Below are 26,278 nucleotides of genomic sequence, written 5' to 3'. Positions count from 1 at the left end.
CCCTTCGGATGCGGCTCTCCAGATCGAACGAAAAAACCCTTACCAGATCTTCACCCGCTGCTTCGGATCCAGATAAAGCTTCTGCCCCGCCTGCACCTTGAACGCGTCATACCACGCGTCCAGGTTGCGCACCGTCTGCGCCCGGAACGACCCCGGCGAATGCCCGTCGCCGATCACCTGCGCCCGCAGCGCCGCATCGCGCGTCTTGGTGCGCCACGACTGCGCAAACGCCAGGAAGAAGCGCTGGTCGCCGCTCAGTCCGTCGATCACCGGCGCCGGCTTGCCGCCCAGCGACTTCACATACGCCGCATGCGCAATCGCCAGGCCGGACACGTCGGCGATGTTCTCGCCCAAGGTCTGCTGGCCGTTGATATGCAGGCCCGGCAGCGGCTCGTAGGCGTTGTACTGCTCCACCAGCTTCTGGCCGGCGGCCTTGAAGTGGGCCTGGTCGTCCGGTGTCCACCAGTTGGCGAGGCGGCCTTCGGCGTCGAATTCCGCGCCGGTGTTGTCGAAGCTGTGGCTGATCTCGTGGCCGATCACCGCGCCGATCGAACCGTAGTTGGCGGCATCGTCGGCCTTGGGGTCGAAGAACGGCGCTTCCAGAATGGCGGCGGGGAAGTTCAGCGCGTTCTGCAGCGGCAGGTTCACCGCATTCACCGTCTGCGGCGTCATCCACCACTCGCCCTTGTCCACCGGCTGGCCGAGCTTGGCCAGCTGGTGCTTGTACTCGAACTGCTCCGCGCGCAGCGAATTGCCGAGCGCGTCGTCGGCGCGGATCTCCAGCGACGAATAGTCGCGCCAGGTTTCCGGATAGCCCACGCCCACCTTCAAGGTGGCGATCTTGGCCTTGGCCTTCTGCTTGGTGGCGGGGCTCATCCAGTCCAGCGTGTCGACGTGCTCGTTGAAGGCGGCCTTGAGGTTGTCCACCATCTGCGTCACGCGAGCCTTGGAAGAGGCGGGAAAGTAACGCTGCACGTAGATCTGGCCCACCGCATCGCCCAGCGCATCGCCGGTGGAACCCACCGCGCGCTTCCAGCGGTCGCGCTGCTTGGGCGTGCCGTTCAGGGTGTGGCCGTAGAACTCGAAGCGGGCGTCGGCATAGGCCTTGGGCAGCAGGCCGGCGCTGTGGTTGATGGTGTGGAAGCTCAGCCAGTCCTTCCAGGTCTGCAGCGGTTCGCTGGCGGTGAGGGCGGAGAGCTTGCTGATCGCCTCCGGCTGCCATGCGATCACCGTCTTCTGGCCCGAGAGGCCGGCCGCGCTGAAGTAGGCGTTCCAGTCCAGGCCCGGCGCCTTCTTGGCGAAGTCGGCCATCGCCCACGGATTGTTGGCCTTATGCACGTCCTCGCTGTCGACGATGCTGGCCTGCGCCTTGGCGATCTTGATTTCAAGATCCAGCACGGCCTTCGCCTTGGCGTCGGCATCCGGCACGCCGGCCTGCTTGAGCTGCGCCGCGATATACGCCTGGTACTTCTCGCGATAGCCCTTCATCTGGGCGTCGTCGTTGAGGTAGTAGTCGCGGTTGGGCATGCCGAGGCCGCCCTGCAGCAGATAGGGCACGTTGTGCGAAGGGTCTTCCAGGCCTTGCGTGACGAACAGGCCGAACAGGTTCTCCGTCCACCAGTTGGTGGCATTGACCGGATCGACGTCGGCGCGCAGCGTGCCGCCAAGCACGCGGGCGAGGTCGGCCTTGGTCTTGATCGCGTCGACTTCGGCCAGCTGCGCCTTGATCGGCGCGAGGCCGGCCTTCTCGATCGCCGCTTCATTCATATAGGCGGCGTAGTAGTCGGCGATCTTGCGCTCGTTGCTGCCGGCCTTGGGGTTGCTCTTGCCGATGTCGCGGATCAGTTCCGCGTTGCGGTTCTCGGCCTTCTCGAACACCTTGAGGAAGATGCCGGTGCTGGAACGGTCGGCGGGAATCTGCGCGGTCTTCGCCCAGTTGCCGCTGGCGTAGCCGTTGAAGTCGTCGCCGGGTTTCACGGCGTGATCGATGCCGGCCAGGTCCACGCCCGAGGCGGAGGCGGCAGGGGCGGGCGCGGGCGCCGCGTGTGCAACGCCGCAGGCGGCCGCAATGGTGGCGGCGAGAATCCATCGGTTCGACTTCATGGTGGAGCTCCTGGGAAGAGGTGGCTCACGATAGACCCGGGCTTGCGGATGCGCAGGCATGACCAATGGGCTAGCCACCGGCGGATTGCTAGACGACCGGTCCAATGGCGATTAAAGTGCGCCGCCATGACCGCCAGCGCTCCAGTCACCGACGTCCGCCAGCACATCCTGGATGTAGCCAGGCCGCTGTTGCTGAGCAAGGGATTCACCGCCGTGGGGCTGGCCGAGGTGCTGGCCGCGGCGCGGGTGCCGAAGGGGTCGTTCTATCACTACTTCGGTTCGAAGGAGGCCTTCGGCGAAGCCGTGCTGGAGGACTACTTCGGCAACTACCTCGCGCATACCGACGCGCTGCTGGCCCAGCAGGGCACGGCGGCGCAGCGCCTGCTGGCCTACTTCAACGACTGGCTGGATACGCAGACCGGCGACGAAGCGCAGAGCCGCTGCCTGGCGGTAAAGCTGGGCGCGGAAGTGTGCGATCTGTCGGAGAGCATGCGCACGGCGCTGGAGCGCGGCACCGGCGGTGTGATCGAGCGGTTGGCGCGCTGCATCGAGCAAGGGCGCGCGGATGGCTCGGTGAAGCCGGTGCTGGAGCCGCGCGCCGTTGCGGCCATGCTTTATCAAAGTTGGCTGGGCGCGAGCCTGCTGGCGAAGATCGCGCGCGACCGCGCGCCGCTCGACACGGCGATGATCGGCACACGCCAACTGCTCGGACTGCACGACAAAGTTTGAGGCGGGAGATGCGCAAGCGCTCCCGCCTTTTTTTGCGGCCGATGACTAGACGATCGGTCTAATCCCCCACAGGAGTGATCCCCATGCCCCAGAACGACACCGTCAACCGCCGCCTGGTACTTGCCGCGCATCCGAAGGGCGCGCCGACGCCGCAGGACCTGCGCCTGGAAGAAGTGCCGGTGCCGCAGCCCGCCGAAGGCCAGGTGCTGCTGCGCACGCTGTATCTGTCGCTCGATCCGTATATGCGCAACCTGATGGACGTGGTCGGCCCGAGCTACGCGGAAGCGGTGAAGATCGGCGCGCCGATGGCGGGCGGCACGGTGAGCCGGGTGGCGGCGTCGAAGCATCCGCAATTCAAGGTGGGCGATCTGGTGTTGAGCAATGCCGGTTGGCAGGACTACGCGCTGTCGGATGGCAAGGACCTGTTACCGCTGGGCGATATGGCGCATCCGTCGCTGGCCTTGGGCGGGCTGGGCATGCCGGCGTTTACGGCGCACTACGGCTTGCTCGATATCGGCCAGCCGAAGCCGGGCGAGACGGTGGTGGTGGCTGCCGCCACTGGCGCGGTGGGCTCGGTGGTGGGGCAGATTGCCAAGTTGAAGGGGGCGCGTGTGGTTGGCATTGCCGGTGGCGCGGACAAGTGCCAGTACGCGGTGGACGAATTGGGTTTCGATGTGTGCCTGGACCGGCGCGATCCGGAGTTGGCGAAGAAGCTGGCGGAGGCTTGCCCGAAGGGGATCGACGTCTACTTCGAGAACGTCGGCGGCGAAGTGTTCGACGCGGTGTTGCCGCTGCTCAACAACCATGCGCGCGTGCCGGTGTGCGGGATCATCGCGCACTACAACGACAAGTCGCTGCCGGCGGGGCCGAATCGCTTGCCGCTGGCGATGTCCACCGTGCTGCAGAAGCGGGTGCGGATGGAGGGCTTCATCATTCTCGACCACTATGGCGAGCGGTTTGCGCAGTTCCGGCGTGAGATGGGGGAGTGGATCGCGCAGGGGAAGGTGAAGCTGCGCGAGGATGTGGTGGAGGGGTTGGAGCATGCGCCGCAGGCGTTTATCGGGCTGTTGGAGGGGAAGAATTTTGGGAAGCTGGTGGTGAAGGTCGCCGATTAACCCACACGGTGAAACTCTTCTCCCCTCCGGGGAGAAGATGCCGGCAGGCAGATGAGGGGCGGGTGCTCGCGGTGGCGTTGCTACGAAGAGAGGAAAAGCTTTTAGGCTTTCTCGACCGTCAGCGCATCGCTCCGCCCGGCCCCTCACCCCGACCCTCTCCCCGGAGGGGAGAGGGGGTTGAGAGGGTGTCGCTAGATTGTTCTAGGGAGCGTCGCTCTCGGCCTCGATCGTCGAATGCTCTTCGCTGCGTATCTGCAACCACTGCATCCGCAGATGAGCCTGCGTCGCGCAGCGCGTCCCCATCTCGATAAACACTGCGATGCTTTCCAGCATGGTCGGCAATCGCTGCGCATTCACGCTGCCGCGTTCTTCGACAAACTCCGCCAACAACCGAATCGCGTTATGCGCGTAATGCAACCACTCCGTCGCATCGTTCAACAACGCATCCGGCCCCGCCTCCGGATCGGAAAAATATTCCACGTGGCGTGTGAGCCACGCTTCGCCATAGATATCCATAAGCAACTCCTTGCCATGCGCCGCCCCGTCGCTTCGTAAAACGGCGCGCCGCCAGACAGCACGACGCGCCGCCGATCTTACGGACTCGGGGTTTACCGACGGCCCTTGGAAGGGGCGCCGGGCGGCTTGATTGATGAAGTGGGTTGCGGTTGTCGGTGCGCTTCGCCGTCGCACGAGGCGACGTGCCGGATGGATTGGCTCGGAGTATTCCTACGAAGACACCTGGACTAGCCAACAGGACACGCTGTCACCCGATCCCTCACCGTCACCCCAGCGAACGCTGGGGTCCAGCGCCTTAAGGCACTGGATTCCAGCTTTCGCTGGAATGACGAGTAGGAAGGGGTGGTGACGAATCTTGTTGACTGGTCTTAGGCCGCGGTTCTTCAACCGTGTCCGCGAGAGAAGCGGACGGCCCGATTAGTCGGTGGGTGTGTCGCCCTGGGGATCGGCGAGCGTACGAGTGACGTATGATCTGGGGTAGCCATGATCAATTCCTTAGATTGGTGATGGTTAGCGGGTCAAGGGTGTTCCTAGCACCCTTGGCTCGCGCTCTCACGACATTGCTGCCATGGTTGCCCGCGACGCGTCTTGACATCACAGCGCGGGCAACGCAATCACGCTAGCAGAGCAACTTGGGGTTGTCTGTAGTCGTAATCCGATAAATGCATCGTTGATGCAGATCGCAACCGTCAGGGCAGTCGTGGTTCGCGGCGAGCGGTGAGCATTCCATCAGAATGGAACTCAAGCGCTATCGGATGTCCCTTCGCATCGCGCGCAACGTGGATGTAATCGGTGCCATCGCCCGCGTAATACAACACGTCGCCCTTCGCCGCGGCCAACTCGCGCTCAGGGCCGCCATCGCGCCGGATCGTCAGCTTTGCATCGCGAATCCCGAGCGGCGTAGGTTGGGGTGAGCCATTGGCGAACCCCAACATGGCATGGCGTATCGGCGTGCCGCTGTTGGGGTTCGCCTTCGGCTCACCCCAACCTACGCTTGGTTTTCGTTCTGCTCGGTAACGTGTGGCGTAGGTTGGGGTGAGCCATTGGCGAACCCCAACGTGGCGTGGCGTATCGGCGTGCCGGTGTTGGGGTTCGCCTTCGGCTCACCCCAACCTACGCCGACGCCTTTACTCGTTGCCGAGGAACTCCAGCTCGGCGAGCGACACAGTGGCGCCGTTGCCGAAACTCAGCCGATACCATGCATAGCTCCCGGGCTTGGCAATGCCGAAAGCACGCGTCTGCCCCGGCCACGGGAAGCGCTCGCCATGGCGGCTGTCCAGCGCCGACCACTGCTTGCCGTCGTTCGAGCCTTCCAGCGTCCAATCGCCAGGTGCGTTGCCGAGCGGGGCCGACGTGAGCGTATACATCGCCACCTTCGCCGCTGCCGGCGCATGCCAGCGCACCACGGCATGCGCGGCAAGCGTGGTGTCGGTGCGCCCGTCGTTGTCGAACAGGGTCTCCGGCTTGGCGACGCCGGTTGCATCGCGCTCGCCCTTGCCGCCATCGGTGAAGTCGCGCAGCGGTTTCGGGCCGGCCGCACCGCTCAGCGAAGTGGGCAAGTCCGCTTCGTCGCTCGCCCAGTGCGAAGGTTGCGGTCCCATCTCGAAACTCAGGGTGGCGCCCTTCGCCAGCAGCTCATGCGGCAAGGTGAGGCGATGCCACGGCTGGCCGTTGACCTTCAGGCTCTGCACGTAGCGGTTGCGGTCGCTGACCTGCGGCGCGTCGATCACGATGTGCTTGCCGCTGTCCAGCTTGATGTCCATATGCGGGAAGAACGGCGCGCCGATCACATACTCCGGCGCACCCATGCGCAGCGGATAGAAGCCGGCGGCGCTGAACACGTACCAGGCCGACATCTCGCCGTTGTCCTCGTCGCCCGGATAACCCTGGCCGATATCGCTGCCCAGGTACACGCGCGACAGCAGGTCGCGCACCTTGTCCTGCGTCTTCCACGGCTGCCCGGCGTAGGCGTACATGTAGAGGATGTGGTGCGAGGGCTGGTTGCTGTGGCCGTACTGGCCCATGCGGATGTCGCGCGCTTCCAGCATCTCGTGGATCGGCTCGCCGTAGCCGCCGACGTGGAACTCGCCGGGCGTGGCGAAGAACTGGTCCAGCTTCGCCGCGAGTTTGTCGCGGCCGCCGTACAGCGCGGCCAGGCCGGCGCCGTCGTGCGGGGCGTGGAAGGCCATGTTCCAGGCATTGGTCTCGGTGTAGTCGTCGCCCCAGCGCAGCGGGTCGAACTGCGCCTTGGTGTAGCGCCACTGGCCCTTGGCGTCGCGGCCGACGAAGAAGCCGATCTCTGGATTGAACAGGTTGACGTAGTCCTGCGCGCGCGAGTGGAAGTACTCGGCGTCGGCGGCGTAGTTGGCGCGGTAGGGATCCTTGGCGTTCTGGTCGGCGGCCAGCGCGGCGGCGAGGTTGCCGATGGCGAAGTCGTTGATATAGCCGTCCATCGACCAGGACAGGCCTTCCTTGGTACCGGTGTCGACATAGCCGTTGAAGTTGGAGCGGTCCAGCCCCTTGCGGCCGGTGCCGGCGATGGGGCTGAGCACGGTCGCGTCTTTCAGGGCGGCCTGGTAGAAGCCGCGCACGTCGAAGTTGTGGATGCCCTTGAGCCAGGCGTCGGCGAAGGCCACGTCGGCGCTGGTGCCGACCATCAGGTCCGCATAGCCGGGCGAGGACCAGCGCGCGATCCAGCCGCCGTCGCGGTATTCCTGCACGAAGCCGTCGATCAGTTCGCCGGCTTGCCGCGGCGCCAGCAAGGTGTAGGCGGGCCAGGCGGTGCGGTAGGTGTCCCAGAAGCCGTTGTTGACGTAGACCTTGCCGTCGAGCACGCGCGCGCCGGTATGCGTGGGCGTGTTGTCGCCGGTGGCGGCGGAGAACGGGCTGGCGTAGCGGTAGACGGGCTTGGCCTGGTCGCCGGTGTTCTCGTAGGCGGAGTTGGGATAGAGGAACAGGCGGTACAGGTTGGAATACAGCGTGACCAGCTCGTCGTGGTTGGCACCCTTGACCGCAACGATGCCGAGCTGTTCGTCCCAGCGCTTGCGCGCGCGTTCGCGCACGGTGTCGAGGGTGTCGCTCTTTGCGATCTCCAATGCGAGATTGTGCTTGGCCTGGTCGACGCTGATCAGCGAGGTGGCGATGCGCAGGTTGACCGTCTTGTTCTTCGAGGTATCGAAGCCGAACCAGGCGGCGACATGGTCGCGGCCTTCGCCGGCGAGCTTGCCGCTTTCGCTGACGGGCTGGTCGGCTTCGGCATAGAAGAACAGACGCGTGGCGCCGGTGGAAAGGCGGCTCTTCACGTCGGAGTAGCCGCTGAAGCTGCGGCCGGAAGGATCGAGCGTAATGCCGCCCTGATCGGTGCGGTTGTCGAACACCAGCTGGCCGCGCGAGGCGGGGAAGGTGAAGCGGAAAATCGCGGCGTGGTCGGTGGGTGCGATCTCGCTGACGATGCCGTTGTCGAACGCCACCTTGTAGTAGTCGGCGCGTGCCACTTCGTGGTCATGGCCGAAGCTCAGCGCACGTGCCTTGCGGTTGGCGGTGGGCGCGCCGCTGGCGACGCTGGCCGGCATCAGCTGGAAGGTCTGGCGGTCGCCCATCCACGGGCTGGGTTCGTGCGACAGCACCAGGGCTTCCAGGCGCGGGCGGTTGTCGTCACCGTTGCGCTGCTGGTACTGGTACATCCAGTCGGAACCGGCATCGGTTACCGGCGCCCAGAAATTGAAGCCATGCGGCAAGGCGGTGGCGACGACGTTGTTGCCGCGCGAGAAGTCGGCATTGGAGTTGGTGCCGCGCAAGGTGCTGACGTAGTCGCTGGGGCGCGTGGCGGTATCCGCCGGCGCATCGCCGATGCGCACGTCGTCGAGGAAACCTTCCACCGTGCCGGCCGGGCCGTCCTGCGCGAGCACGATGCGCTTGATGGTGCGGCCTTGCGCTACCGCGCCCACGTCGATGACCAGGCGGTTCCACTGGTTGGGATAGAGCGTGCGGCCTTCGCCCTGCGCGCGTGCGGTGGCGGCGACGTGGCGCTGGTCGTAGGCGGCGTCGGTCGAGAGATGCGAGCCGTCGTCGAAGACCAGGTCCACCGCGGTGTAGGTGGACGGGTTGGCGAGGTTGTCGCCCACGGTGACCGGAAACAGCAGGTAGGAGAGTTGCGTATGCGCGCCCACCGGCAGGTTGACGTCGAACAGCGCGGCTTCCTGCGCCTTGCCACCCTGGCCGCGGTAATGCAGCGAGTGCAGGCCGGTGAAGCCGACGCCGGGCTTGGCGGTGAGTACCACGTTTTTATCCGGGCCGCCGGCGATGTCGACGGCGAGCGGGGACTTGGACGTCTGCAGCGCCGGGTCGCCCGGTTCGAAGGAGCTGAAGAAGGCGCCGTCCTGGCTGGCATGCGCCAGGGGCAGGGCGAGCAGCAGGGCGCAGGTCAGGAGGTTCACAGCGGAGATGCGGAGGCGGTGGCGCATGCGTAGGTCTTCCCCTCGTGGGCGCGCGGTGCGAGGGGACCGGGCGCGGGAGGCCCGATTTGAATCGTTCTAAATGGACTGTGTCAAACCGCGGCGCAGCATCCGAGCGGCCCCCTCTCCCCTCCGGGGAGAGGGTTGGGGTGAGGGGACGGGCGGAGCGAAGCGCTGAATCTCGCGAACAGCTCAAGAGCTTTTTGCTCCGCTGATATCGCGTGGCGAGCCCCGGCCCCTCATCTGCCTGCCGGCATCTTCTCCCCCGGAGGGGCGAAGAGTTCCTTCGATGGAGTTTGTCGATTCCGGCCATCCACATTCGTCATCCTCACAAACCCGGCGCAAGATGCCCCGGCCAACTCCCCCGCAAGCGAGCCAAACATGACGAACGACGTTTCCCCCGGAACGCACGCCGACCACCCCGAGCGCCGACGCTGGATCGCACTCCTGGTGCTCTGCATGGGTGTGCTGATGATCGTGCTCGACACGACCATCGTGAACGTGGCGCTGCCCTCGATCAAAACCGACCTGAAGTTCAGCGACATCGAGCTGGCCTGGGTGGTCAACGCCTACATGCTTACCTACGGCGGCTTCCTGCTGCTCGGCGGGCGATTGGGCGATCTGTATGGCCACGGGCGGTTCTTCCTGCTCGGCATCGCGCTGTTCACGCTGGCCTCGCTGGCTTGCGGGCTGTCGCAGACGCAGGGCTTCCTGATCGCCTCGCGGGCGATTCAGGGCCTGGGCGGTGCGGTGGTTACGGCGGTGGCGCTGTCGCTGATCATGGATCTGTTTACCGAGCCGGCCGATCGCGCCAAGGCGATGGGCATCTATGGCTTCGTCTGCGCGGGCGGCGGCAGCCTGGGCGCGATGCTCGGCGGCGTGCTGACCAGCACGCTGACCTGGCATTGGGTGTTCCTGGTGAACCTGCCGATCGGCATCGCGGTGATCGCGTTCGCGCCGAAGCTGCTGCCGTCGACCAGGGGCGTGTCGGATACGCGCCATCTCGACGTCAGCGGTGCGATCACCGTGACCAGTGCGCTGATGCTGGCGGTGTACGCCATCGTCAACGGCAATGAGCTGGGTTGGACTTCCGCGCGTACGCTGGGCGAGCTGGCGGTTGCGGTGCTGCTGTTGGCGGTTTTCTTCGTGATCGAGGCGCGCGTGCGCAAGCCGCTGATGCCGCTGCGCCTGTTCGTACGGCGCAATATCGCGGTGTCCAACACGGTGGGCGTGCTGTGGGCGGCGGCGATGTTCGCATGGTTCTTCCTGTCCGCGCTCTACATGCAGCTGGTGCTGGGCTACGGGCCGCTGGAAGTGGGCCTGGCGTTTCTGCCGGCCAACCTGATCATGGCGGTGTTCTCGCTGGGCATCTCGGCCAAGCTGGTGATGCGCTTCGGCATCCGCAAGCCGTTGGCAGCGGGGTTGGCATTTGCCGCGCTGGGCCTGCTGTTGTTCGCGCGTGCGCCGCAGGACGGGCATTACCTGATCGACATCATGCCGGGCATGGTGCTGCTGGGGCTGGGTGCGGGCATCGCGTTCAATCCCTTGCTGCTGGCGGCGATGGGCGATGTGGAGCCGTCCGAATCGGGACTCGCTTCCGGCCTGGTCAATACCGCCTTCATGATGGGCGGCGCGCTGGGCCTGGCGGTGCTGGCCAGTCTTGCCGCCTCGCAGACCGGCACCGCGCTGGCCGGTGGCGTCGAGCGCGGCGCGGCCTTGCTGACCGGTTATCGCACGGCCTTCCTGGCCGGCGCCTGCTTTGCCGCGGTGGGCGCGGTGCTGGGCGCGACGCTGCTGCGGCCGCGCGAAGCGGCGGCTGCCGAAGCGCCCGCGTCGGCGCATTGAAACCTTGCGAGGAGATGCCGTGATGGAACATCAGACCGTATCGCGCGACGCCTGGACAAAAGCGCGCGTGGCCTTGCTGGAGAAGGAAAAGGAATTCACGCGGCTGAAGGACGAGCTCAGCGCCGCGCGGCGTGAGCTGCCGTGGTTCGAGGTGACCGAGCCCTATGTGTTCGACGGGCCGCAGGGTCCGGTGACGCTGGCCGAGCTGTTCGGCGGGCGCAGCCAGCTGTTCGTGAAGCACTTCATGCTGCGGCCGGGGCAGGAGAATCCCTGCATCGGCTGCTCCTTCGAAGTGGATCATCTGGCCGGCATCCTGATGCATCTGGAAAACCACGACGTGGCGTATGTGGCGATAGCGCGTGCGCCGATCGCGGAGATCGAAGCGCTGCGGCAACGCATGGGTTGGCAGTTTCCGTTCGTGTCGTCGCATCGCAGCGACTTCAACTACGACTTCCAGGTGTCGTTCACGCCGGAGCAGATGGCCCAGGGCAAGGCGACCTACAACTATCGCGAAGAGAAGCCGGAGGGCACGGATTACTCGGGCGACAGCGTGTTCTACAAGGATGCGGATGGCAGGATCTTCCATACGTACTCGACTTTCGGGCGCGGTGGCGAGCAGTTTCTCGGGATCTATGGGTTTCTGGATGTGATGCCGAAGGGGCGGGCCGAGAACGGGCCGTATCGGTCGCTGGGGGATTGGGTGCGATTGCGCGACAGGTATGGATCTTCGACAGGATGCGGGTGCAAAGACTCTTCGTCCTGAAGCCATCGCGGCTCCGGATAAGCGGATATCGGGCTCTCGCGATTTCTGAGTACGTCTTTGATGCGCTTTGTATCCCCTCGCCATCGGCTGCTCTTGCCCGCAAACCAGGGGTGAGTCAAAGCTTGGTCCACAAGGCTGCGGCCCTGTTGAGCCGGCTTCGAGCCGGCGCGCGGCCGACCTTGGGAGCGCCGTCGCCACGGCGAGGTGGCGCGGCGTGCAGCGAAGCCAGGATGTCGGGGGATTTATGCGCAGGCATTACTTTATCGGCGCCATGCTGTTGTTGATCGGTGGAAGCATGGCCACCGCGATCGCCGCCGAAGAACAGGCGCCATCGGTCGGGCATTTTCTTGATCCGGGTATTCTTGCTTTTCCGGCCGCCTCGCCCAGGGGCGTGGTCGGTTCGAGTTTCGGCAAGGGGTCGCCGGTCCTGCACGACCTGACGGTTTCGCCCGATGGCTGGGTTGATCGATACGAGGACTACCGGGTCGCGAGCAGCGTTCTGACCGACGGGCGCGGCGAAGTGCAAGGTTCTCTGGTGGTGGTAAATCGCGATAACGGCGAGTTTCTCGCCATGCTCGAAGCGCCGCATCGAAGCGGCTTGATTGCCGGAGACCGCCACGGGTTGCAACGCATGCGCGATGCGGCCGACGACGATGGCGGCAACGGCTTCAAGGATCCGGACGGTATCGAAAATCCCCGGCCGCCCAAGCCGGCGGACCGTGCTGGAAAAGCGGACGTCGATTCCAAGGGCTTTATCGTGATCGATGTCTTCGCGGGATTTTCGGAGGCTGCCGTCAAGAAAGTCGGAGACGCGAAAGCCTATGCGCTCGCCCAGGTCGCTTCGGTCAACCGGGCCTTGCAGAACTCGAAGGTGCAGAAGGTTCGCCTGCGGCTGGTGGGAGTGCGGACCATCAAGCAGGACTTCATCATCAGCGCGGAGAACCTGGACAAGAGCTACGATCTGTTCGAGCAGGACATGTTCGATAAGGGAGCCGATCTGTTCGCCGGCTTTTTCGATACCACGGCCGAAGACGGGACCGAAGGCATGGCGTGGACGGGAGGCCGGGCGAGCATGCAGACCGTGAAGTTCAAGCATGTTTTCAAGCACGAAATAGGTCATATCGTCGGCGGCCATCACTGCGCGGAGGGCGATGCCAGTTATCGGCATGGTTATGACAATGGCAAATCCCTCACCATCCTCTGCAGTCATACGCAGGGATACCAGACGCAGAGCAAGCGGGTGAATTACTACTCGAACCCTGCGGTGAAGGACATGCACGGAGTGGCCCTGGGAAAGCCTGGCGTCGCGAATATGGCGCGTCTTTGGAGGGAGCGGGCTGAGGCGATGTCCGCCGAAGCCGAAGCGGTAGTGCCGCTGAATTGAAGCGCATCGCCGGTGCACGGGCGCCTGGCTGGGGCGCCCGTGCACGGACGTGGTATCTGATGCTATTTCTCCAGGCGGTAATTCAAACTCGCCCGATTGAAATCCGTCGCACTCTGCGCCTCGAAATTCCACCGATGGCTCAAGCGATAACGCAGCGTCACCACCTGCCCAGGCTCGAACAGCCCCACGCCATAGCTCAGATACAAACGCGGCGACAGGAATTTGCCGACGGTAAACGCCGACGTTCCACCCAGCGCCTCGTTGCTCGAAACCCCCACGTCGTCGATACCGAGCTTGCTGCCCACACTCTTGGCCAGCAGATCGCCCGCCGCCGAACCCAGCGCCTGCGCCGCCGCGCCGACCATGTCGCCTTCGCCGCCTTTCACCTGCGACAGTGGCTTGCCGGTGATCAGGTACGACAGCGCATCCGACTGCTCCATCACCGGATTGGAGAACACGGTAAGCACCGGGCGCTGCGCCGTTCCGGACACCATCAGGCCCACCTTCTGGCCTTCGTCGATGGTGGCATTCGGATTGAGCTTGCGCGCCGCGCGGATATCCAGGCCGGGGTTGTCGACCGGCGTGCTCGCGAACAGCAAACGGCCCTGCTCGATCTGCAGGCTCTGGCCGTAAGCCTTGTAGATACCGTCGACGGTGATCTGCCCCTGGCCCGTGGTGGCGCGGCCGGGACGCTCGCTGACGGTAAGCGTTCCGCTGAGGCGGCCGTCCAGGCCGAAGCCGACCAGATGCGTCTTGCGCCCCAGATCGACCTTCACCGACGCGGTGATCGGCAAGGCCTTGGCTTTCTCCGCCTGCTGCTCCTGGTCCACCACCACCACATCGGGCGAGGCCTGCGTGGCGCCCGCGCCGGGCAGGCGGGAGACGTCGATGTCGGCGGTGTCGAGCGTGACGTCGCCGCCGACGTTGATGCCCTTGGCGTCCTGGGTGATCTTCAGGTCGGGCGAGATGATTACCTTGGCCGAGGGAATATCCGCGGCGGTGAACTGGCTGCCCTTGACGTTGATCGCGGTGGTGGCGCCTTCGCCGACGCCCGCATGCCCGTCGATGCGCAGCGAACCCTTGCCCGACTGCACGCTGCCGCCGATCAGGAACTGCCTGGCGTCGGTGGTGCTGACGGTGAGCTGGCCCTGGCTGAGCTTCAAACCCGCTGACGGCACTTCGGCGGCGAAGCCGGTGACGGCCGCCTGGCCCGAAACCAGCGGCTGCGCCAAGGTACCGGCGAAGCGGAAGCTGCCGTTGGCCGCGCCTTTCACTTCCGCGACTTCATTGCTGAAGAGTTCGATGAACTTGAGATTGTTGAGGTGCAGTTCCAGTTGCCCGCCCAGCGCCTGCTGCGCACCGTTGATCGAGACCTGCCCGTCGACGCGGCCGCCGTCGTTGAGGCCCGCGTGCAAGGTGGCGTTCTGGCTGGAGGGGCTGAGCTGGGCCTGCAGTGCGAGTTCGTTGTAGGACAGCAGCGGCTGGTCGGCGCGGTCGACATAGGTGACGGTGCCGCGCGGCGAGGTGATCGAGGCGCTGCCGCTGAGCGCGCCGGCCGCGTTGCGGCGGATGCTGCCGCTGCCGCCGAGGGTGCCGTCGGCGCGCATCGGCATGCCGGGGCCGGCGAAGGTCATCAGCAGCGCAAGCGGCAAGTCGCGCAGGCGATAGTTGGCGTCGAGATTGCCGGCCTTGTCCTGCCTGGCGGCCACGCACAGCTGCGGTTCGCCGGCGGTGAGGCACAGCTCGGACAGGCTCATCGCACCGTTGTCGTAGCCCAGCTGCGAGGGCTGCTGCAGATGCCAGCGCGGAATGCCCTGCGGCTCCAGGTCCAGCGTGGACAGCGTGCCGTTCCACGCGCTGCCCTTCATGCCGCCGCTGAGCGCGACGCGCGTGGAAAGCTGCTGGCCGCTGGCCTGCAGGGTGAGGCTGTGGCGTGCGGAGCTGCCTTCGCCGTGCAGGTCGATGCGCTTGAAATCCAGGCCGCCGAGCCTGGCGGCGCCGGTTTCCAGGTCGAGCTGTCCGCCGGGGTTGCTGAGGTCGGGCAGGCTGGCGTTGAGGTGCAGGCTGTCGACGGTCTGGCCGGCGTAGGCGATGCCATTGCCTTGCAGCCTGGCGTCGAGCGAGAACTTCGGCGCCTTGCCGCGCAGGCGCAGGTCGCCCTGCACGCGGCCTTGCGCATCCGGCAGCCAGTCGCCCAGCGAGGCGATGGCCAGGTCGAGCTGCGCGTCGTTGCTGGCGCCGGGTTTGGCGTCGAGCTTGACCGTGCTGCCGCCGGAGGCGAGATCGAGCTTGCCGTCCACCACTTGTTGCGGCGTGAGATGCAGCTTGCCCTGCGCGCGGACGGGTCGGTCGCGCAGGGTGCCGGCGAGCTTGCGGATATCCAGCGTGGCGTCGGGCTGGTTCTGCGGCAGCGTGCCGTCGGTGGCGATGTCGAAATCGAGCGCGCCGTTCCAGCCGGCCAGCAGCTGGCCCGGGTCGAGCTTGTTCGCCGTGGCTTCGAGCTGCCAGGCCAGCGCGGGCTGCAGGGTGAGCGTGCCCTTGGCCTGCATGCCGCCCTGCGGCTGCTTGAGTTCCAGCGTGTGCAGGGTGACGAGTTTCGGCGTGCCGTCCAGATTGAGCGCGAGCTTGGCCAGCCTGCCGGGCGGGCCGACGTCCACATCGCCTTCGGCATGGAACGCATCCGCGCTGCCGCGTGCTTTCAGGCTGCCCTGGCTGGCCAGGTCCTGGCCGGCGAGCGACGCGGGCAGCAGCAGGTCTTTCCAGGCGATGGTCAGGTCGCCGCTCACCGGTTGCGCGCCGAGCTGCACGGTGCCGTTGGCTTCGAGCTGGCCCTTGATCTGCGGCGAGCCCAGGGTGAGCTTCTGCAGTTGCAGCGTCTTGAAGTCGTCGCTGAAGCGCGCGCTCAGCGGCTGCAGCAGCAGCTGGTAGTCGTTGAGATCGACCTTGCCCTGCAGCGTGCCGCCGTGGCGGTCGCCGCTGCCCTGCAGGGCCAGGCCCAGCGCGGTGAGCGAGCTGTCGCCGAGCAGGGGCTTGGGATCGAAGCGCGGCGCGTCCAGGCGCGCGTTCCAGTCGTAGTCGCCGCGCTGCGCGGCGTCCACGGTGAGTTGCAGCGCGGTGGGCTGGGTGAGTTTGAGTTCGGTCTTGATGCGCTTGCCGTCGCCGTGCGCTTCGATGCTGCCGGCGTATTCCACGCCGGCCACCTTCCAGGCGAAACCCGCGGCGCCATCGCCTTGTTCGCCGGCGGCGATTACGAGCTTGCCGTTGAGGTCGGCGTGGCCATCCGGCGCCAGCAGCTTGAGCTGGTGCAGCTCGATGCCGGCGGAGGTCCACTGGCCGGCCAGGTCCAGGCGGTTGGAGGCGAACAGCGGCTCGCCCGCCTGCGCGATGCGCACGGCGCCGACGTGGACGCGGTCCAGCACGATGTCCAGCGGCGGCTTGAGCGAAAAGCTGCTTTCGCCGGGTTTTTCTTCTTCCTTCGGCTTGGGCAGCGCGACCTCGATGCCGTCGGCATCCAGGTTCAGCACATGCGCGCGCTTGCGCAGCAGCGGCCACAGGCGCAGGTCGAGCGTGGCGCTGGCCACTTTCACTTCCATGCCCTGGCCGTCGGCGTAGCGCAGGCCCTTGAGCTGCAGCGGGCCGGCGAGATGGCCATCCGCCTGCTGCACGGTAAGCGCGCCATCGGTAAAGGCTTGCGCGCGCGCCAGGGCGAAACGCAGGCCGGACGCGCTGCCCAGCAGCCACCACAGCGCAACCGCCAGCAACAGCACCACGATGCCGAGGAAGATGCCGATGCGCTTGAGCCACTTGGCCATCGTCATTTTCCTCACAAGTCCGGCCCGATCACGAGATGCAACTGCACCCCGTGTTCGCGCTTGTCATTGACCGGCGTGCCGACGTCCACGCGGATCATGCCCACCGGCGACAGCCAGCGCACGCCCAGGCCGGCGCCGACGCGCGGCCGGTAATCGGTGCCGTCGAAGGCATTGCCGGCGTCGACGAAGGCGGCCATGCCCCAGTTGCGGGTGAAGTAGTGCTCCACTTCGGAGCTGGCCACCAGCAGGTTGCGCCCGCCGACCACGCGGTCGAAGTCGTTGCGCGGGCCGATGGTCTGGAAGCCGTAGCCGCGCACCGAGCGGTCGCCGCCGGCGAAGAAGCGCAGCTGCGGCGGCAGCGCGTTGAAGTCGTTGGTCCAGGTATAGCCGACGCTGCCGCGCAGGATCAGGCGGTCGCGTTTGGTGAAGGCGCGGATCCACTTCGCATCCGCGGCGAGCTGGCTGAAGCTGGCGTCGGACAGCAAGGTGCCGACCGTGCTGCGCGCGTAGATGTCGATCGCCCAGCCGTTGCGCACGAAGGTGGGGTTGTCGGCCTGTTTGCGCGACAGCGAGGCCTCCGGATAGAACAGCGTGCTGCGGCCGTGCTCGATGCCGGCGACGTTGTCGTTCTCGCCGGCCTGCTTGCCCACGGTGAAGGTGCCGGACAGCGCATGCAGGCCGACGGTGCGCGTCCAGCCGTGCCACAGGCGGGTTTCGTTGGCGACCAGTTCGAGCGTGCGCGATTTCGAGGTGTCGGTGTTGGCGTCGCGGAAGTTGGCGCCGAAGTTGAACGAGCGCTGGTTGTCGCCCGGCATGGGAATGGAATACAGCGTGGACAGCGTCTTCAATCGCTGCGCCAGCACCAGTTCGTTCTTCCACTTATGGCCGCTGCGGTTGATCCAGCGCCGCTCCATGCCGGCGCGCACGCCGGCGCCGGTGTCGGTGCCGACGAAGGGACCGCCGGTGTAGATGGTGCGCTTGGCCGGCGCCAGCTGCACGGTGACGTCGACCACGCCGTCCCTGGCCTCGTCCACGTCCGGCAGCACATTGACCACCGAGAAATAGTCGGCGCCGTTGAGCGCCTGCTGCAGCTGCAGCAGCTGGTCCTGCTGGAAATAGTCGCCGCTTTTGAACGGCACGTAGCGCTGCAGGAAGCCTTGCTTGAATTGCGAGCCTTCGAAGTGCACTTCGCCGTAGCGGTAGCGCTTGCCGGCTTCCCACGCCAGCGCGATGGTGGCGGTGCGCTCGCCGCGGTTGACCTCCACGCGGTGGGTGACCATGCGCGCGGACAGATAACCGTTGGCGGTGAGCGCGCCGGCAAGCGCGTCGCGGGTGCTGGTGTAGGTGCCGTGATTGAGCTGCTGGCCCTTGAGCCGTTCCACCGCGCGCTCGGCGCGGCGCACGGCGGGAATCTTCATGGCCTCGTCGTCGAGCTTGACCTCGACCGCGCTGACCAGCACCGGCTCGCCCGGTTTCACGTGCAGGGTGACGCGCCAGTCGGCGCCGTTCTGCTGGATGTCGCCTGCGGCGCTGGCTTCGTAATAGCCGTAGGGCTCCAGCGCGCTGCGCACCTGCTCCGGCGCGCGCTCGAACAGGCGGCGCACCTGGGCTTCGCTCACGTCGCGGTTGGCGTACTGGGAGAGTTCGACGCCGGCGATCACCGGAGCCTTGAGCGTGTCGTCCACCCCGTCCACCACCAGCTGCACGCCGGCCCGCGCGAACGGGCTCAGCAACAGCAGGGGCAGGGCGGCCAGGCCCAGGCGTCGTTGTCGGCGCATGCGGGGGTTCCATCCATTGGTGCGGCAGGCGAATGCATCGCCTGGTCCGAGCTTAGCGGGTGGAGGTGAGACCGCAACCTCGGGCTGCCGTTCGCGGGTTCGTGCGGTGGGGGGCGAATGCGAACTTCAACGCGCGTGGAGGGTACTGCGGTGTTGGGGTTCGCTGGCGCTCACCCCAACCTACGCTGGCGTGGCGGGGATCAACCGGCCTTGTCGCCGGCCTTGTGCGCGATCCACGCGCCGACCACGGCCGACACGTACGGAATCGCCTGCGCGCTGAGGATGAACATCCACAGCTTGCTCTCCACGTAGTGCGTGCCGTAGGCCATGCCCATGCCCACCACGCACAGCAGCAGGGCGATGGCCATCAGCATTTCCTCGCGCACCGGCGCGAAGGCGGCGAAGTTGCTGCCGCCCAGGCGGCGGCTCTTGGCGGTGACCACGAACGAGGTCTTCTCGCGCGTGAGGCCGTGCAGGATGCCGCGCGCGATGGCGTGCGACAGGCCCATGCTGGCCAGCGAGGCCATCAAGGTGTCGTACCAGCTGCAGGGCACGCGGGCGCGGTACAGCACGATGCCGAAGATGGCCTTGGCGAAGAAGAAGCCGATCACCGGGATCAGGAACAACTGCATCGGCAGGGTGAACAGCTTCGGCGCGGCCACCATGCCGGCGGTCCAGAAGATCGCCATCAGGGTGAAGATCAGATGCAGCGCGTCGGCGAACCAGCTGAACCAGCCGGTGAGGAAGTGGAAGCGCTGGCCCACCGAGAGCGGACCCTTGCGCGTCATCCAGTCCCAGCGGCCCTTGAGGATCTGCATCGCGCCGAAGGCCCAGCGGTAGCGCTGGCTCTTGTAGGCCTTGAAGTCCGCCGGGGTGAGGCCCTTGCCCATCAGCTCGTCGACGTAGACCAGCTCGTAGCCGGCATGCATCAGGCGCAGGCCCAGTTCCGCGTCTTCGCAGATGGTCCATTCGGACCAGCCGCCGGTGCCTTCCAGCGCCGAGCGGCGCACCATGGTCATGGTGCCGTGCTGGATGATCGCGTTGCGCTCGTTGCGGTGGTGCATGCCGATGCGGAAGAAGCCGTCGTATTCCCACGCGGTCATGCGGCGGAAGCGGTTGTGCTCGAAATCGCGGTGCGCCTGCGGGCACTGCACCACGGCCACCTTGGGGTCGTGGAAGTGGCCGGTGAGCGTGGCCAGCCAGTCCTGGCGCACCACGTAGTCGGCGTCGATCACCGCCACCACGTCGGCGCGCGGATCGGTTTCCTTCAGGCCGAAGTTCAGCGCGCCGGCCTTGAAGCCGGGCCACGGCTCCAGGTGGAAGAAGCGGAAGCGGTGGCCGAGCTTTTCGCAGTATTCCTGCACCGGCTGCCAGATCGCCGGGTCCTTGGTGTTGTTGTCGATCACCAGGACTTCGTAGTTCTCGTACTCGAGCTCGGCCAGCGAGTCGAGCGTGACGATCACCATTTCCGGCGGCTCGTTGTAGCAGGCCAGGTGGATCGACACGAATGGCTGCTTCGCCGGCGGATCCGGCCGCAGCATGCCGGCGTGGCGCACCCACGAGCGCCGCCACAGCACTTCGGTGAATTCGAAGCCGTTGATCAGCAGGATGGCCAGGATGGCGATCTGCGCCGGGAACAGCAGGACCAGCATGGTCCAGTCGATCCAGCTCAGGTAGAAATTGAAGGGCAGGGTGGCCGACCACACCACCAGGCCGCAGGCCAGCTGGATCAGCGCGGCGAAGAAGAAGCGGCCGGTGAGCTTGAAGCGCGCGAAGCGGCGCCCGAACCAGATCATCGGCACCAGTGCCAGCAGGCCGGCGGCCAGCGCCTTCCACGGCCAGCCGGTGTCCTCGGTCACCGGGCCGGTGAACGGGAACTTGGGCTGGCGGTCGGCATTGAACATGCCCCAATAGGCTTCGGTGCGGCCGGCCAGCTTTTCCTTCCAGGGCTGGTCGAAGGCTTCCATCACGTAGTAGTCGAGCTTTTCCTGCTTGGCCTTGTTGAACCACAGGCGCAGGAAGATCGCTTCGTCGGAGACCGAGGGCTGGGCGTACTTGAAGCGGTCGCCGTTGGACGGCCAGCCGATCTCGCCGATCACGATGTGCTTGTTCGGGAACAGCTGCTGCAGGGCCTCGTAGCTCTTCATCGCGTCCACGACGGCGTCGGCGCGGGGCACCCCGTTCCAGTACGGGAACAGGTGGACGGTGATGAAGTCCACGTGGTCGGCCAGTTCCGGGTACATGGCCCAGATATGCCAGGGCTCGGCGATCGACACCGGCTGCTTCAGCGCCGCGCGGGCGCGGTCGGCATAGGCCATCAGCTGCTCGGGGGTGAGGTCGCCGCGGAACAGCACCTCGTTGCCGACGATCACGCGGGTGATCGAATTGGGGTAGCGGCGGGCCTGGGCGATCAGCGCGTCCAGCTCCAGCTCGTTGTTGTCCAGGCGGCGGTCCATCCAGGCGCCGGCCATGACGTCCAGCCCGTCGCGCTCGGCCAGGCGGTAGACCTGGGGATTCTGCAGGGTGGAATAGGTGCGGATGCGCGAGGTGTAGCGGCTGAGCAGCTTCAGGTCGCCCTCGATCTCCTCCTCGCTGGGGAAATCGTTCTTCAGCGGGTTCTGGTAGCGCTGGAAGGCCGACAGGGCGAAGCCGCCGACCGGGCCGCTCCAGTCCTTGGGACCGTTCGGAAGGTTGCCCCACCACCACAGGCCGACATTCAGCGCCGCGACGACCAGCGCCAGCAGAATGGCTGAAAACAGCGTGGACCGGCTGGGATGGGTGGCTGCTGCAGCGGTAGCGCTCAAGAACGATCCCCGTGGTTGCCTCTCACACGAGGCGCCAAAGCTTGAGGAGCTTACCGAGGGTGGGCAGCAGGCTCAATAAAGGCGGTTCCCAGGTGGTCAGCGCGAGGTCAGCCCTTGGCTCCCTCTCCCCGCCGGGGAGAGGGCTGGGGTGAGGGGGCGGGCGGAGCGGTGAAGCGGGAGCGGAGAACGGGCGACGCTCCGTCGACCCTCTTTCGCGAGCACCCGCCCCTCATCTGCCTGCCGGCATCTTCTCCCCGGAGGGGAGAAGAGCTCCATGTTGGGGCTTACTTCAGCAGCGAACGCAGCATCCACGCCGTCTTCTCATGCTCCTTCAGCCGCCCGGTGACCATGTCCGCCGTGCCCTCGTCCCCGGCCGCATCGGCCACCTTGATGGTCTCGCGGGAGGTGTGGGCGGCGATTTCATGCCCCTCGACCAGCTGGCCGACCATGTCCTTCCAGTCCGGCACGCCGGCTTCTTCCTTGATGGTGGTGAGTTTGCCGAACTGGCTGTAGGAGCCGGGGGCGAACACGTCCAGGGTGCGGATGCGCTCGGCCACTTCGTCGGCGGCCAGCCACAGCTCGTTGTACTGGGTCTCGAACATGGCGTGCAGGCTGTTGAACTGCGGGCCGGTGACGTTCCAGTGGAAGCTGTGGGTCTTCAGGTACAGGGAGTAGGTGTCCGCCAGCAGCTTGGACAGGTGCTTGGCGACCTGCTCGCGATCTTTCTTGGCAATGCCGATATCGATGGCCATGGCCGTACTCCTTGGGTGATGAAAGTCTGTCGTCGAGCTTAGCGGGGCGTCCCGTTAGGAAGAAATGAATGCTTCCGATGCGCGCGATAGTTGTGGGCTATGACGGCCGCGCTGCCGGTACAATGTGCGGTCCGATGAGCGACACACCTGCCTCCCGCCCCGTTCCGCCCGATGCCCGCCTGCGCAGCCTGCGCAAGGCGCTGGACGGCGTTTCCAGCCGCGATTTCGGCCGCTTGCTGGGGCGCTGGCGCGGCCTGTCGCGCCGTGCCGACGACAAGAAGCTGGAGGCGCTGGCCGGCGACATCGAGCGTTCCGCGGCAAAGCGCCGCGTCCGCGCCGAAGCCAAGCCGGCGATCCGCCTGGACGAATCGCTGCCGATCGCCGCGCGCGCCGAGGAGATCGTCGAGCTGATCCGCCGCCACCAGGTGGTGGTGATCGCCGGCGAGACCGGCTCCGGCAAGACCACCCAGCTGCCCAAGCTGTGCCTGGCCGCCGGCCGCGGCGAGGCCGGCATGATCGGCTGCACCCAGCCGCGCCGCCTGGCCGCCCGCTCGGTGGCGCGCCGCGTGGCGGAAGAACTGGGCACCCAGCTCGGCGACCAGGTCGGTTTCCAGGTGCGCTTCAACGACCAGGTGTCCGAGCGCAGCCTGGTCAAGTTCATGACCGACGGCATCCTGCTGGCCGAGACGCAGGGCGATTCGTGGCTGTCGGCCTACGACACGATCATCATCGACGAGGCGCACGAGCGCAGCCTCAACATCGATTTCCTGCTGGGGTACTTGAAGCGCCTGGCGGTGAAGCGGCCGGACCTCAAGATCATCGTCACCTCGGCCACCATCGACACCGCGCGCTTCGCCGAGCATTTCGGCAACGCGCCGGTGGTGTCGGTGGAGGGCCGCGCCTATCCGGTGGACGTGCGCTGGCGCTCGCTGGACGAACTGGGCGAACGCCGCGGCCGCGACATGCAGCAGGGCGGCGCCGAGCACGTGGCCGCGGTGCTGGACGAACTCACCCGCGAGGACCCGCGCGGCGACGTGCTGGTGTTCCTGCCCGGCGAGCGCGAGATCCGCGACGCGCACCTGCTGCTGTCGCGCCGGCAATACCGCGAGACGGAAATCCTGCCGCTGTACGCGCGCCTGTCCGCCGCCGACCAGGACCGCGTGTTCAAGCCCGGCCCCAGGCGCCGCGTGGTGCTGACCACCAACGTGGCCGAGACCTCGCTGACCGTGCCGCGCATCCGCTACGTGATCGACTCGGGCCTGGCGCGCGTCAAGCGCTACAGCCAGCGCAGCCAGCTCGAACGCCTGCACGTGGAGCCGGTGTCGCGCGCCGCGGCCGACCAGCGCAAGGGCCGCTGCGGCCGCGTCGGGCCGGGCATCTGCTACCGCCTGTACGACGAGGCGGACTACCACGCGCGCGCCGCCTTCACCGACCCGGAACTGCTGCGCTCCTCGCTGGCCAACGTGATCCTGCGCATGCTGTCGCTGCAGCTGGGCGAGGTGGACGAGTTCCCGTTCCTGGAGGCGCCGGATCCGCGCGTGGTGGCCGACGGCTATCGGCGCCTGGCCGAGATTTCGGCGATCGACGAGCACAAGAAGCTGACGCCGGTGGGCCGCACCCTGGCCCGGCTGCCGATCGACGTACAGCTGGCGCGCATGCTGGTGGAAGCCAACCAGCTGGGCAGCCTGCGCGAACTGCTGGTGCTGGTGGCCTTCCTCAGCATCCAGGACCCGCGCGAGCGGCCGGCGGATGCGCGGCAGCAGGCGGACCAGGCGCATGCGCAGTTCAGCGATCCGAAGTCGGATTTCGCGGGTGTGCTGAATCTTTGGCGGGCTTATGACGAGTCGCACAAGGAGTTGACGCAGTCGAAGCTGCGCGATTGGTGTTCGCGCAATTTCCTGAGCTTCATGCGGATGCGGGAGTGGCGGGAGCTGCATCGGCAGCTTTTGCTCGTGTCTGACGAATTAGGGTGGCACAACACTTCTCCCTCTCCCCCGTTTACCAACTCTGTGCACGGGGGAGAGGGTCGGGGTGAGGGGACACGGGTGCGACAGACTCTGTCCGCGCCCCAGGCAAAAAAACACGCTCCGAACAAACCTTCCCGCGAGCCCCGCCCCCTCACCCCAGCCCTCTCCCCGGAGGGGAGAGGGGGCGAGGTTGAGGGTGACGATCAGCGTCTCTACGAAGCCGTGCACCGCAGCCTTCTGGCCGGCCTGCCCACCCAGGTCGGCCACAAGGACGAAAAAGGCCTCTACCGCGGCACCCGCGAACGCCGCTTCCAGGTGTTCCCCGGCTCGGCGCTGGCGAAAGTGCCGCCGAACTGGATCTTCGCCGCACAGATCCTCGATGTCGGCGGCAAGGTGTGGGGCATGATGTGCGCCCGCGTGGAGCCGCTGTGGATCGAGCAGCAGGCCGCGCATCTGCTCAAGGCCAGCTGCCGCGACGCGCACTGGTCGCGCAAGCGCGGCACCGTGGTGGCCTACGAGCAGGTGAGCCTGTTCGGCCTGACCCTGGTCGAGCGCCGGCCGGTCACCTTCCAGCAGCAGGACCCGCCGCTCGCGCACGAGATCTTCCTGCGCGAGGCGCTGGCGCGCGGCGATATCGAAGCACGTGCCGACTTCGTGCGCGCGAATCTGCGCGTGATGGAGGATGCGCGCGGCATCGAGGCGAAGCAGCGCCGCGAAGGTCTGATCCGGCATGAGGACGATCTCGCCGCCTTCTTCGAAGGCAAGCTGCCGCAGGACATTGCCAGCAGCCGTGGATTGGATGCGTGGTACAGCCGTGCGCGGCCCGCCGAACAGGCGGCGTTGCGCTGGTCGCTGGACGATGTGATGGCGGGTGGTGCGGGGCTGGATCCGAAAGCCTTCCCTGCTTCGCTCGATATTCCGCCGCAGCGTTATCGGCTCGAATACCGCTTCGTCCCTGGCGACGACGCCGACGGCGTCACGCTGCATCTCCCGCTGGCGATGCTCAACGCCTTGCCCGCCGCGCGCTGCGAATGGCTGGTGCCCGGCCTGCTCGGCGAAAAGGTCGCCGAACTGATTCGCGGGCTGCCCAAGCCGCTGCGCCGCAACTTCGTGCCGGCGCCGGATTTCGCGCGCGCCTTCGTCGAAGCGGAAGCGCCGCGCGACGAGCCATTGCCGAAGGCGCTGGCCGCCTTCCTCAAGCGCGCCACCGGCGTGGACATTGCCGCGAACGAGTTCGACGCGGCCGCGCTGCCCGCGCATTTCCGCACGCGTTTCCGCCTGCACGACGAGAACGGCCGCACCCTCGCCGCCGGCCGCGATCTGGCCGCGCTGCGCGGGCAGTGGGAAGGGCAGGCGCGCGAGGCGTTCTCGCGCAAGACCGATCTGGAACTGACCCGCGAGGACGTCACCCGCTGGGATTTCGAGGACATCCCGGCCCAGGTGCGTTCCGACGGCGGGTTGATGGCCTTCCCGGCGCTGGTCGACCTGGGCGACGCCGTGGCGCTGCGCGTGTTCGAGCGCAGCGACGAGGCGCGCGAGGCGCATCGCGGCGGCGTGGTGCGCCTGCTGCGCAACGCGCTGGCCAGCGAGATGAAGCAGGTGCGCCGCCGGCTGCCGGTGGGCAATCCGCTGGCGCTGAAATACGCGCCGCTGGGCAGCGTCGACAGCCTGCGCGAAGACCTCGCCGAAGGCGGCTTCGCCGATCTGCTGGAACGCCACGCGCTGGATGCGCGCACCGCCGGTGCGTTCGAAGCCCTGCACACCCAGGCCCACCGCGAGCTGTTCGGCGCGGCGGTGGAGCGGCTGAAGCTGGCCGAGCCGATCATCGAGGCGCAGGCCGAGCTGAAGCCCTGGCTGGAGCCGCCGCTGATCGGCTTCGCCCGCGCCAGCTACGACGACCTGCGCGAACAGCTGGCGCATCTGCTGGAGCCGGGCTTCCTGCGCGAGCTGCCGACCGCGCGGCTGGCGCACTTTCCGCGCTACCTCAAAGCCATGCGCCTGCGCGCCGAACGCCTGCGCCAGGACCCGGCCAAGGACCAGCAGCGCATGCTGCAGGTGCTGCCGTATTGGCGCGAATACCTCAAGCATCGCGCCGCCGGCGCCGAGCCGGCCGTGCTGGCGGAGCTGCGCTGGCTGATCGAGGAATGGCGGGTGTCGCTGTTCGCGCAGGAGCTGAAGACGGCCGAACCGGTCTCGGCCAAGCGGCTGGCGCGGGCGCTGGAAGCGCTGGGCTGAAACGCGGGCGCAGGCCCTAGA

At 66.7% G+C, this 26,278-nt stretch carries 14 protein-coding genes; 6 read left to right on the top strand and 8 right to left on the bottom strand.

Annotated features, from left to right (window positions below):
• Positions 1-39: 39 nt before the first annotated feature.
• Positions 40-2,103 (bottom strand): M13 family metallopeptidase, encoded by a 2,064-nt coding sequence (locus tag ISN75_RS17620; protein WP_343820906.1) that lies wholly within the window; start codon positions 2,101-2,103, stop codon positions 40-42.
• Positions 2,104-2,229: 126 nt separating this feature from the next.
• Here ISN75_RS17620 and ISN75_RS17615 point away from each other — a divergent pair, with 126 nt between their 5' ends.
• On the top strand, positions 2,230-2,832 hold the full coding sequence (locus ISN75_RS17615) for a TetR/AcrR family transcriptional regulator (RefSeq protein ID WP_168647873.1): 603 nt from the start codon (positions 2,230-2,232) through the stop codon (positions 2,830-2,832).
• A gap of 83 nt (positions 2,833-2,915) precedes the next feature.
• A complete protein-coding gene (locus ISN75_RS17610) occupies positions 2,916-3,947 on the top strand; it encodes an NADP-dependent oxidoreductase (RefSeq protein WP_168647874.1) in 1,032 nt (343 codons plus the stop codon).
• 201 nt (positions 3,948-4,148) lie between these two features.
• On the opposite strand, the gene ISN75_RS17605 is transcribed toward ISN75_RS17610, so the two are convergent.
• The 3 genes from ISN75_RS17605 to ISN75_RS17595 all read right to left on the bottom strand — a co-directional run bounded on the left by ISN75_RS17605 (position 4,149) and on the right by ISN75_RS17595 (position 8,926).
• Positions 4,149-4,463, bottom strand: coding sequence for a hypothetical protein (locus ISN75_RS17605; RefSeq protein WP_343820907.1), 315 nt, complete (start codon positions 4,461-4,463; stop codon positions 4,149-4,151).
• A 689-nt stretch (positions 4,464-5,152) separates the two neighbouring features.
• Positions 5,153-5,398: a hypothetical protein gene (locus ISN75_RS17600; protein ID WP_343820909.1), complete on the bottom strand. Its 246-nt coding sequence runs from the start codon at positions 5,396-5,398 to the stop codon at positions 5,153-5,155.
• 192 nt (positions 5,399-5,590) lie between these two features.
• Positions 5,591-8,926, bottom strand: a complete 3,336-nt coding sequence (locus ISN75_RS17595; protein WP_343820911.1) for a GH92 family glycosyl hydrolase — start codon at positions 8,924-8,926, stop codon at positions 5,591-5,593.
• Between the two features lie 372 nt (positions 8,927-9,298).
• On the opposite strand from ISN75_RS17595, the gene ISN75_RS17590 reads away from it, so the two are divergent.
• The 3 genes from ISN75_RS17590 to ISN75_RS17580 all read left to right on the top strand — a co-directional run bounded on the left by ISN75_RS17590 (position 9,299) and on the right by ISN75_RS17580 (position 12,909).
• On the top strand, positions 9,299-10,762 hold the full coding sequence (locus ISN75_RS17590) for an MFS transporter (protein WP_343820913.1): 1,464 nt from the start codon (positions 9,299-9,301) through the stop codon (positions 10,760-10,762).
• A 22-nt stretch (positions 10,763-10,784) separates the two neighbouring features.
• Complete coding sequence (locus ISN75_RS17585) at positions 10,785-11,525, top strand: thioredoxin family protein (protein WP_343820915.1); 741 nt, start codon at positions 10,785-10,787, stop codon at positions 11,523-11,525.
• 214 nt (positions 11,526-11,739) lie between these two features.
• Positions 11,740-12,909 (top strand): hypothetical protein, encoded by a 1,170-nt coding sequence (locus ISN75_RS17580; RefSeq protein WP_423385086.1) that lies wholly within the window; start codon positions 11,740-11,742, stop codon positions 12,907-12,909.
• A gap of 62 nt (positions 12,910-12,971) precedes the next feature.
• Here the strand turns inward: ISN75_RS17580 and ISN75_RS17575 are convergent, their stop codons facing one another.
• The 4 genes from ISN75_RS17575 to ISN75_RS17560 all read right to left on the bottom strand — a co-directional run bounded on the left by ISN75_RS17575 (position 12,972) and on the right by ISN75_RS17560 (position 22,055).
• The gene (locus tag ISN75_RS17575) at positions 12,972-16,721 is read right to left on the bottom strand and encodes a translocation/assembly module TamB domain-containing protein (RefSeq protein WP_343820918.1); all 3,750 of its coding nucleotides are present in this window, start codon (positions 16,719-16,721) and stop codon (positions 12,972-12,974) included.
• 11 nt (positions 16,722-16,732) lie between these two features.
• Complete coding sequence (locus ISN75_RS17570; protein WP_168647880.1) at positions 16,733-18,499, bottom strand: autotransporter assembly complex protein TamA; 1,767 nt, start codon at positions 18,497-18,499, stop codon at positions 16,733-16,735.
• A 200-nt stretch (positions 18,500-18,699) separates the two neighbouring features.
• Complete coding sequence (locus ISN75_RS17565; protein ID WP_167256581.1) at positions 18,700-21,303, bottom strand: glycosyltransferase family 2 protein; 2,604 nt, start codon at positions 21,301-21,303, stop codon at positions 18,700-18,702.
• A gap of 284 nt (positions 21,304-21,587) precedes the next feature.
• Positions 21,588-22,055 carry a Dps family protein gene (locus tag ISN75_RS17560; RefSeq protein WP_167256583.1) on the bottom strand — a complete coding sequence of 156 codons (468 nt, stop codon included), beginning with the start codon at positions 22,053-22,055 and terminating at the stop codon, positions 21,588-21,590.
• A 134-nt stretch (positions 22,056-22,189) separates the two neighbouring features.
• Between ISN75_RS17560 and hrpA the strand changes: the two genes are divergently transcribed.
• Positions 22,190-26,257: an ATP-dependent RNA helicase HrpA gene (gene hrpA / locus ISN75_RS17555; protein ID WP_343820920.1), complete on the top strand. Its 4,068-nt coding sequence runs from the start codon at positions 22,190-22,192 to the stop codon at positions 26,255-26,257.
• Positions 26,258-26,278: the final 21 nt, after the last annotated feature.

It is taken from the genome of Dyella marensis, assembly GCF_049532885.1.
Classification (GTDB): Bacteria; Pseudomonadota; Gammaproteobacteria; order Xanthomonadales; family Rhodanobacteraceae; genus Dyella_D; species Dyella_D marensis.
This window is presented reverse-complemented; position numbering and strand designations above follow the sequence as displayed.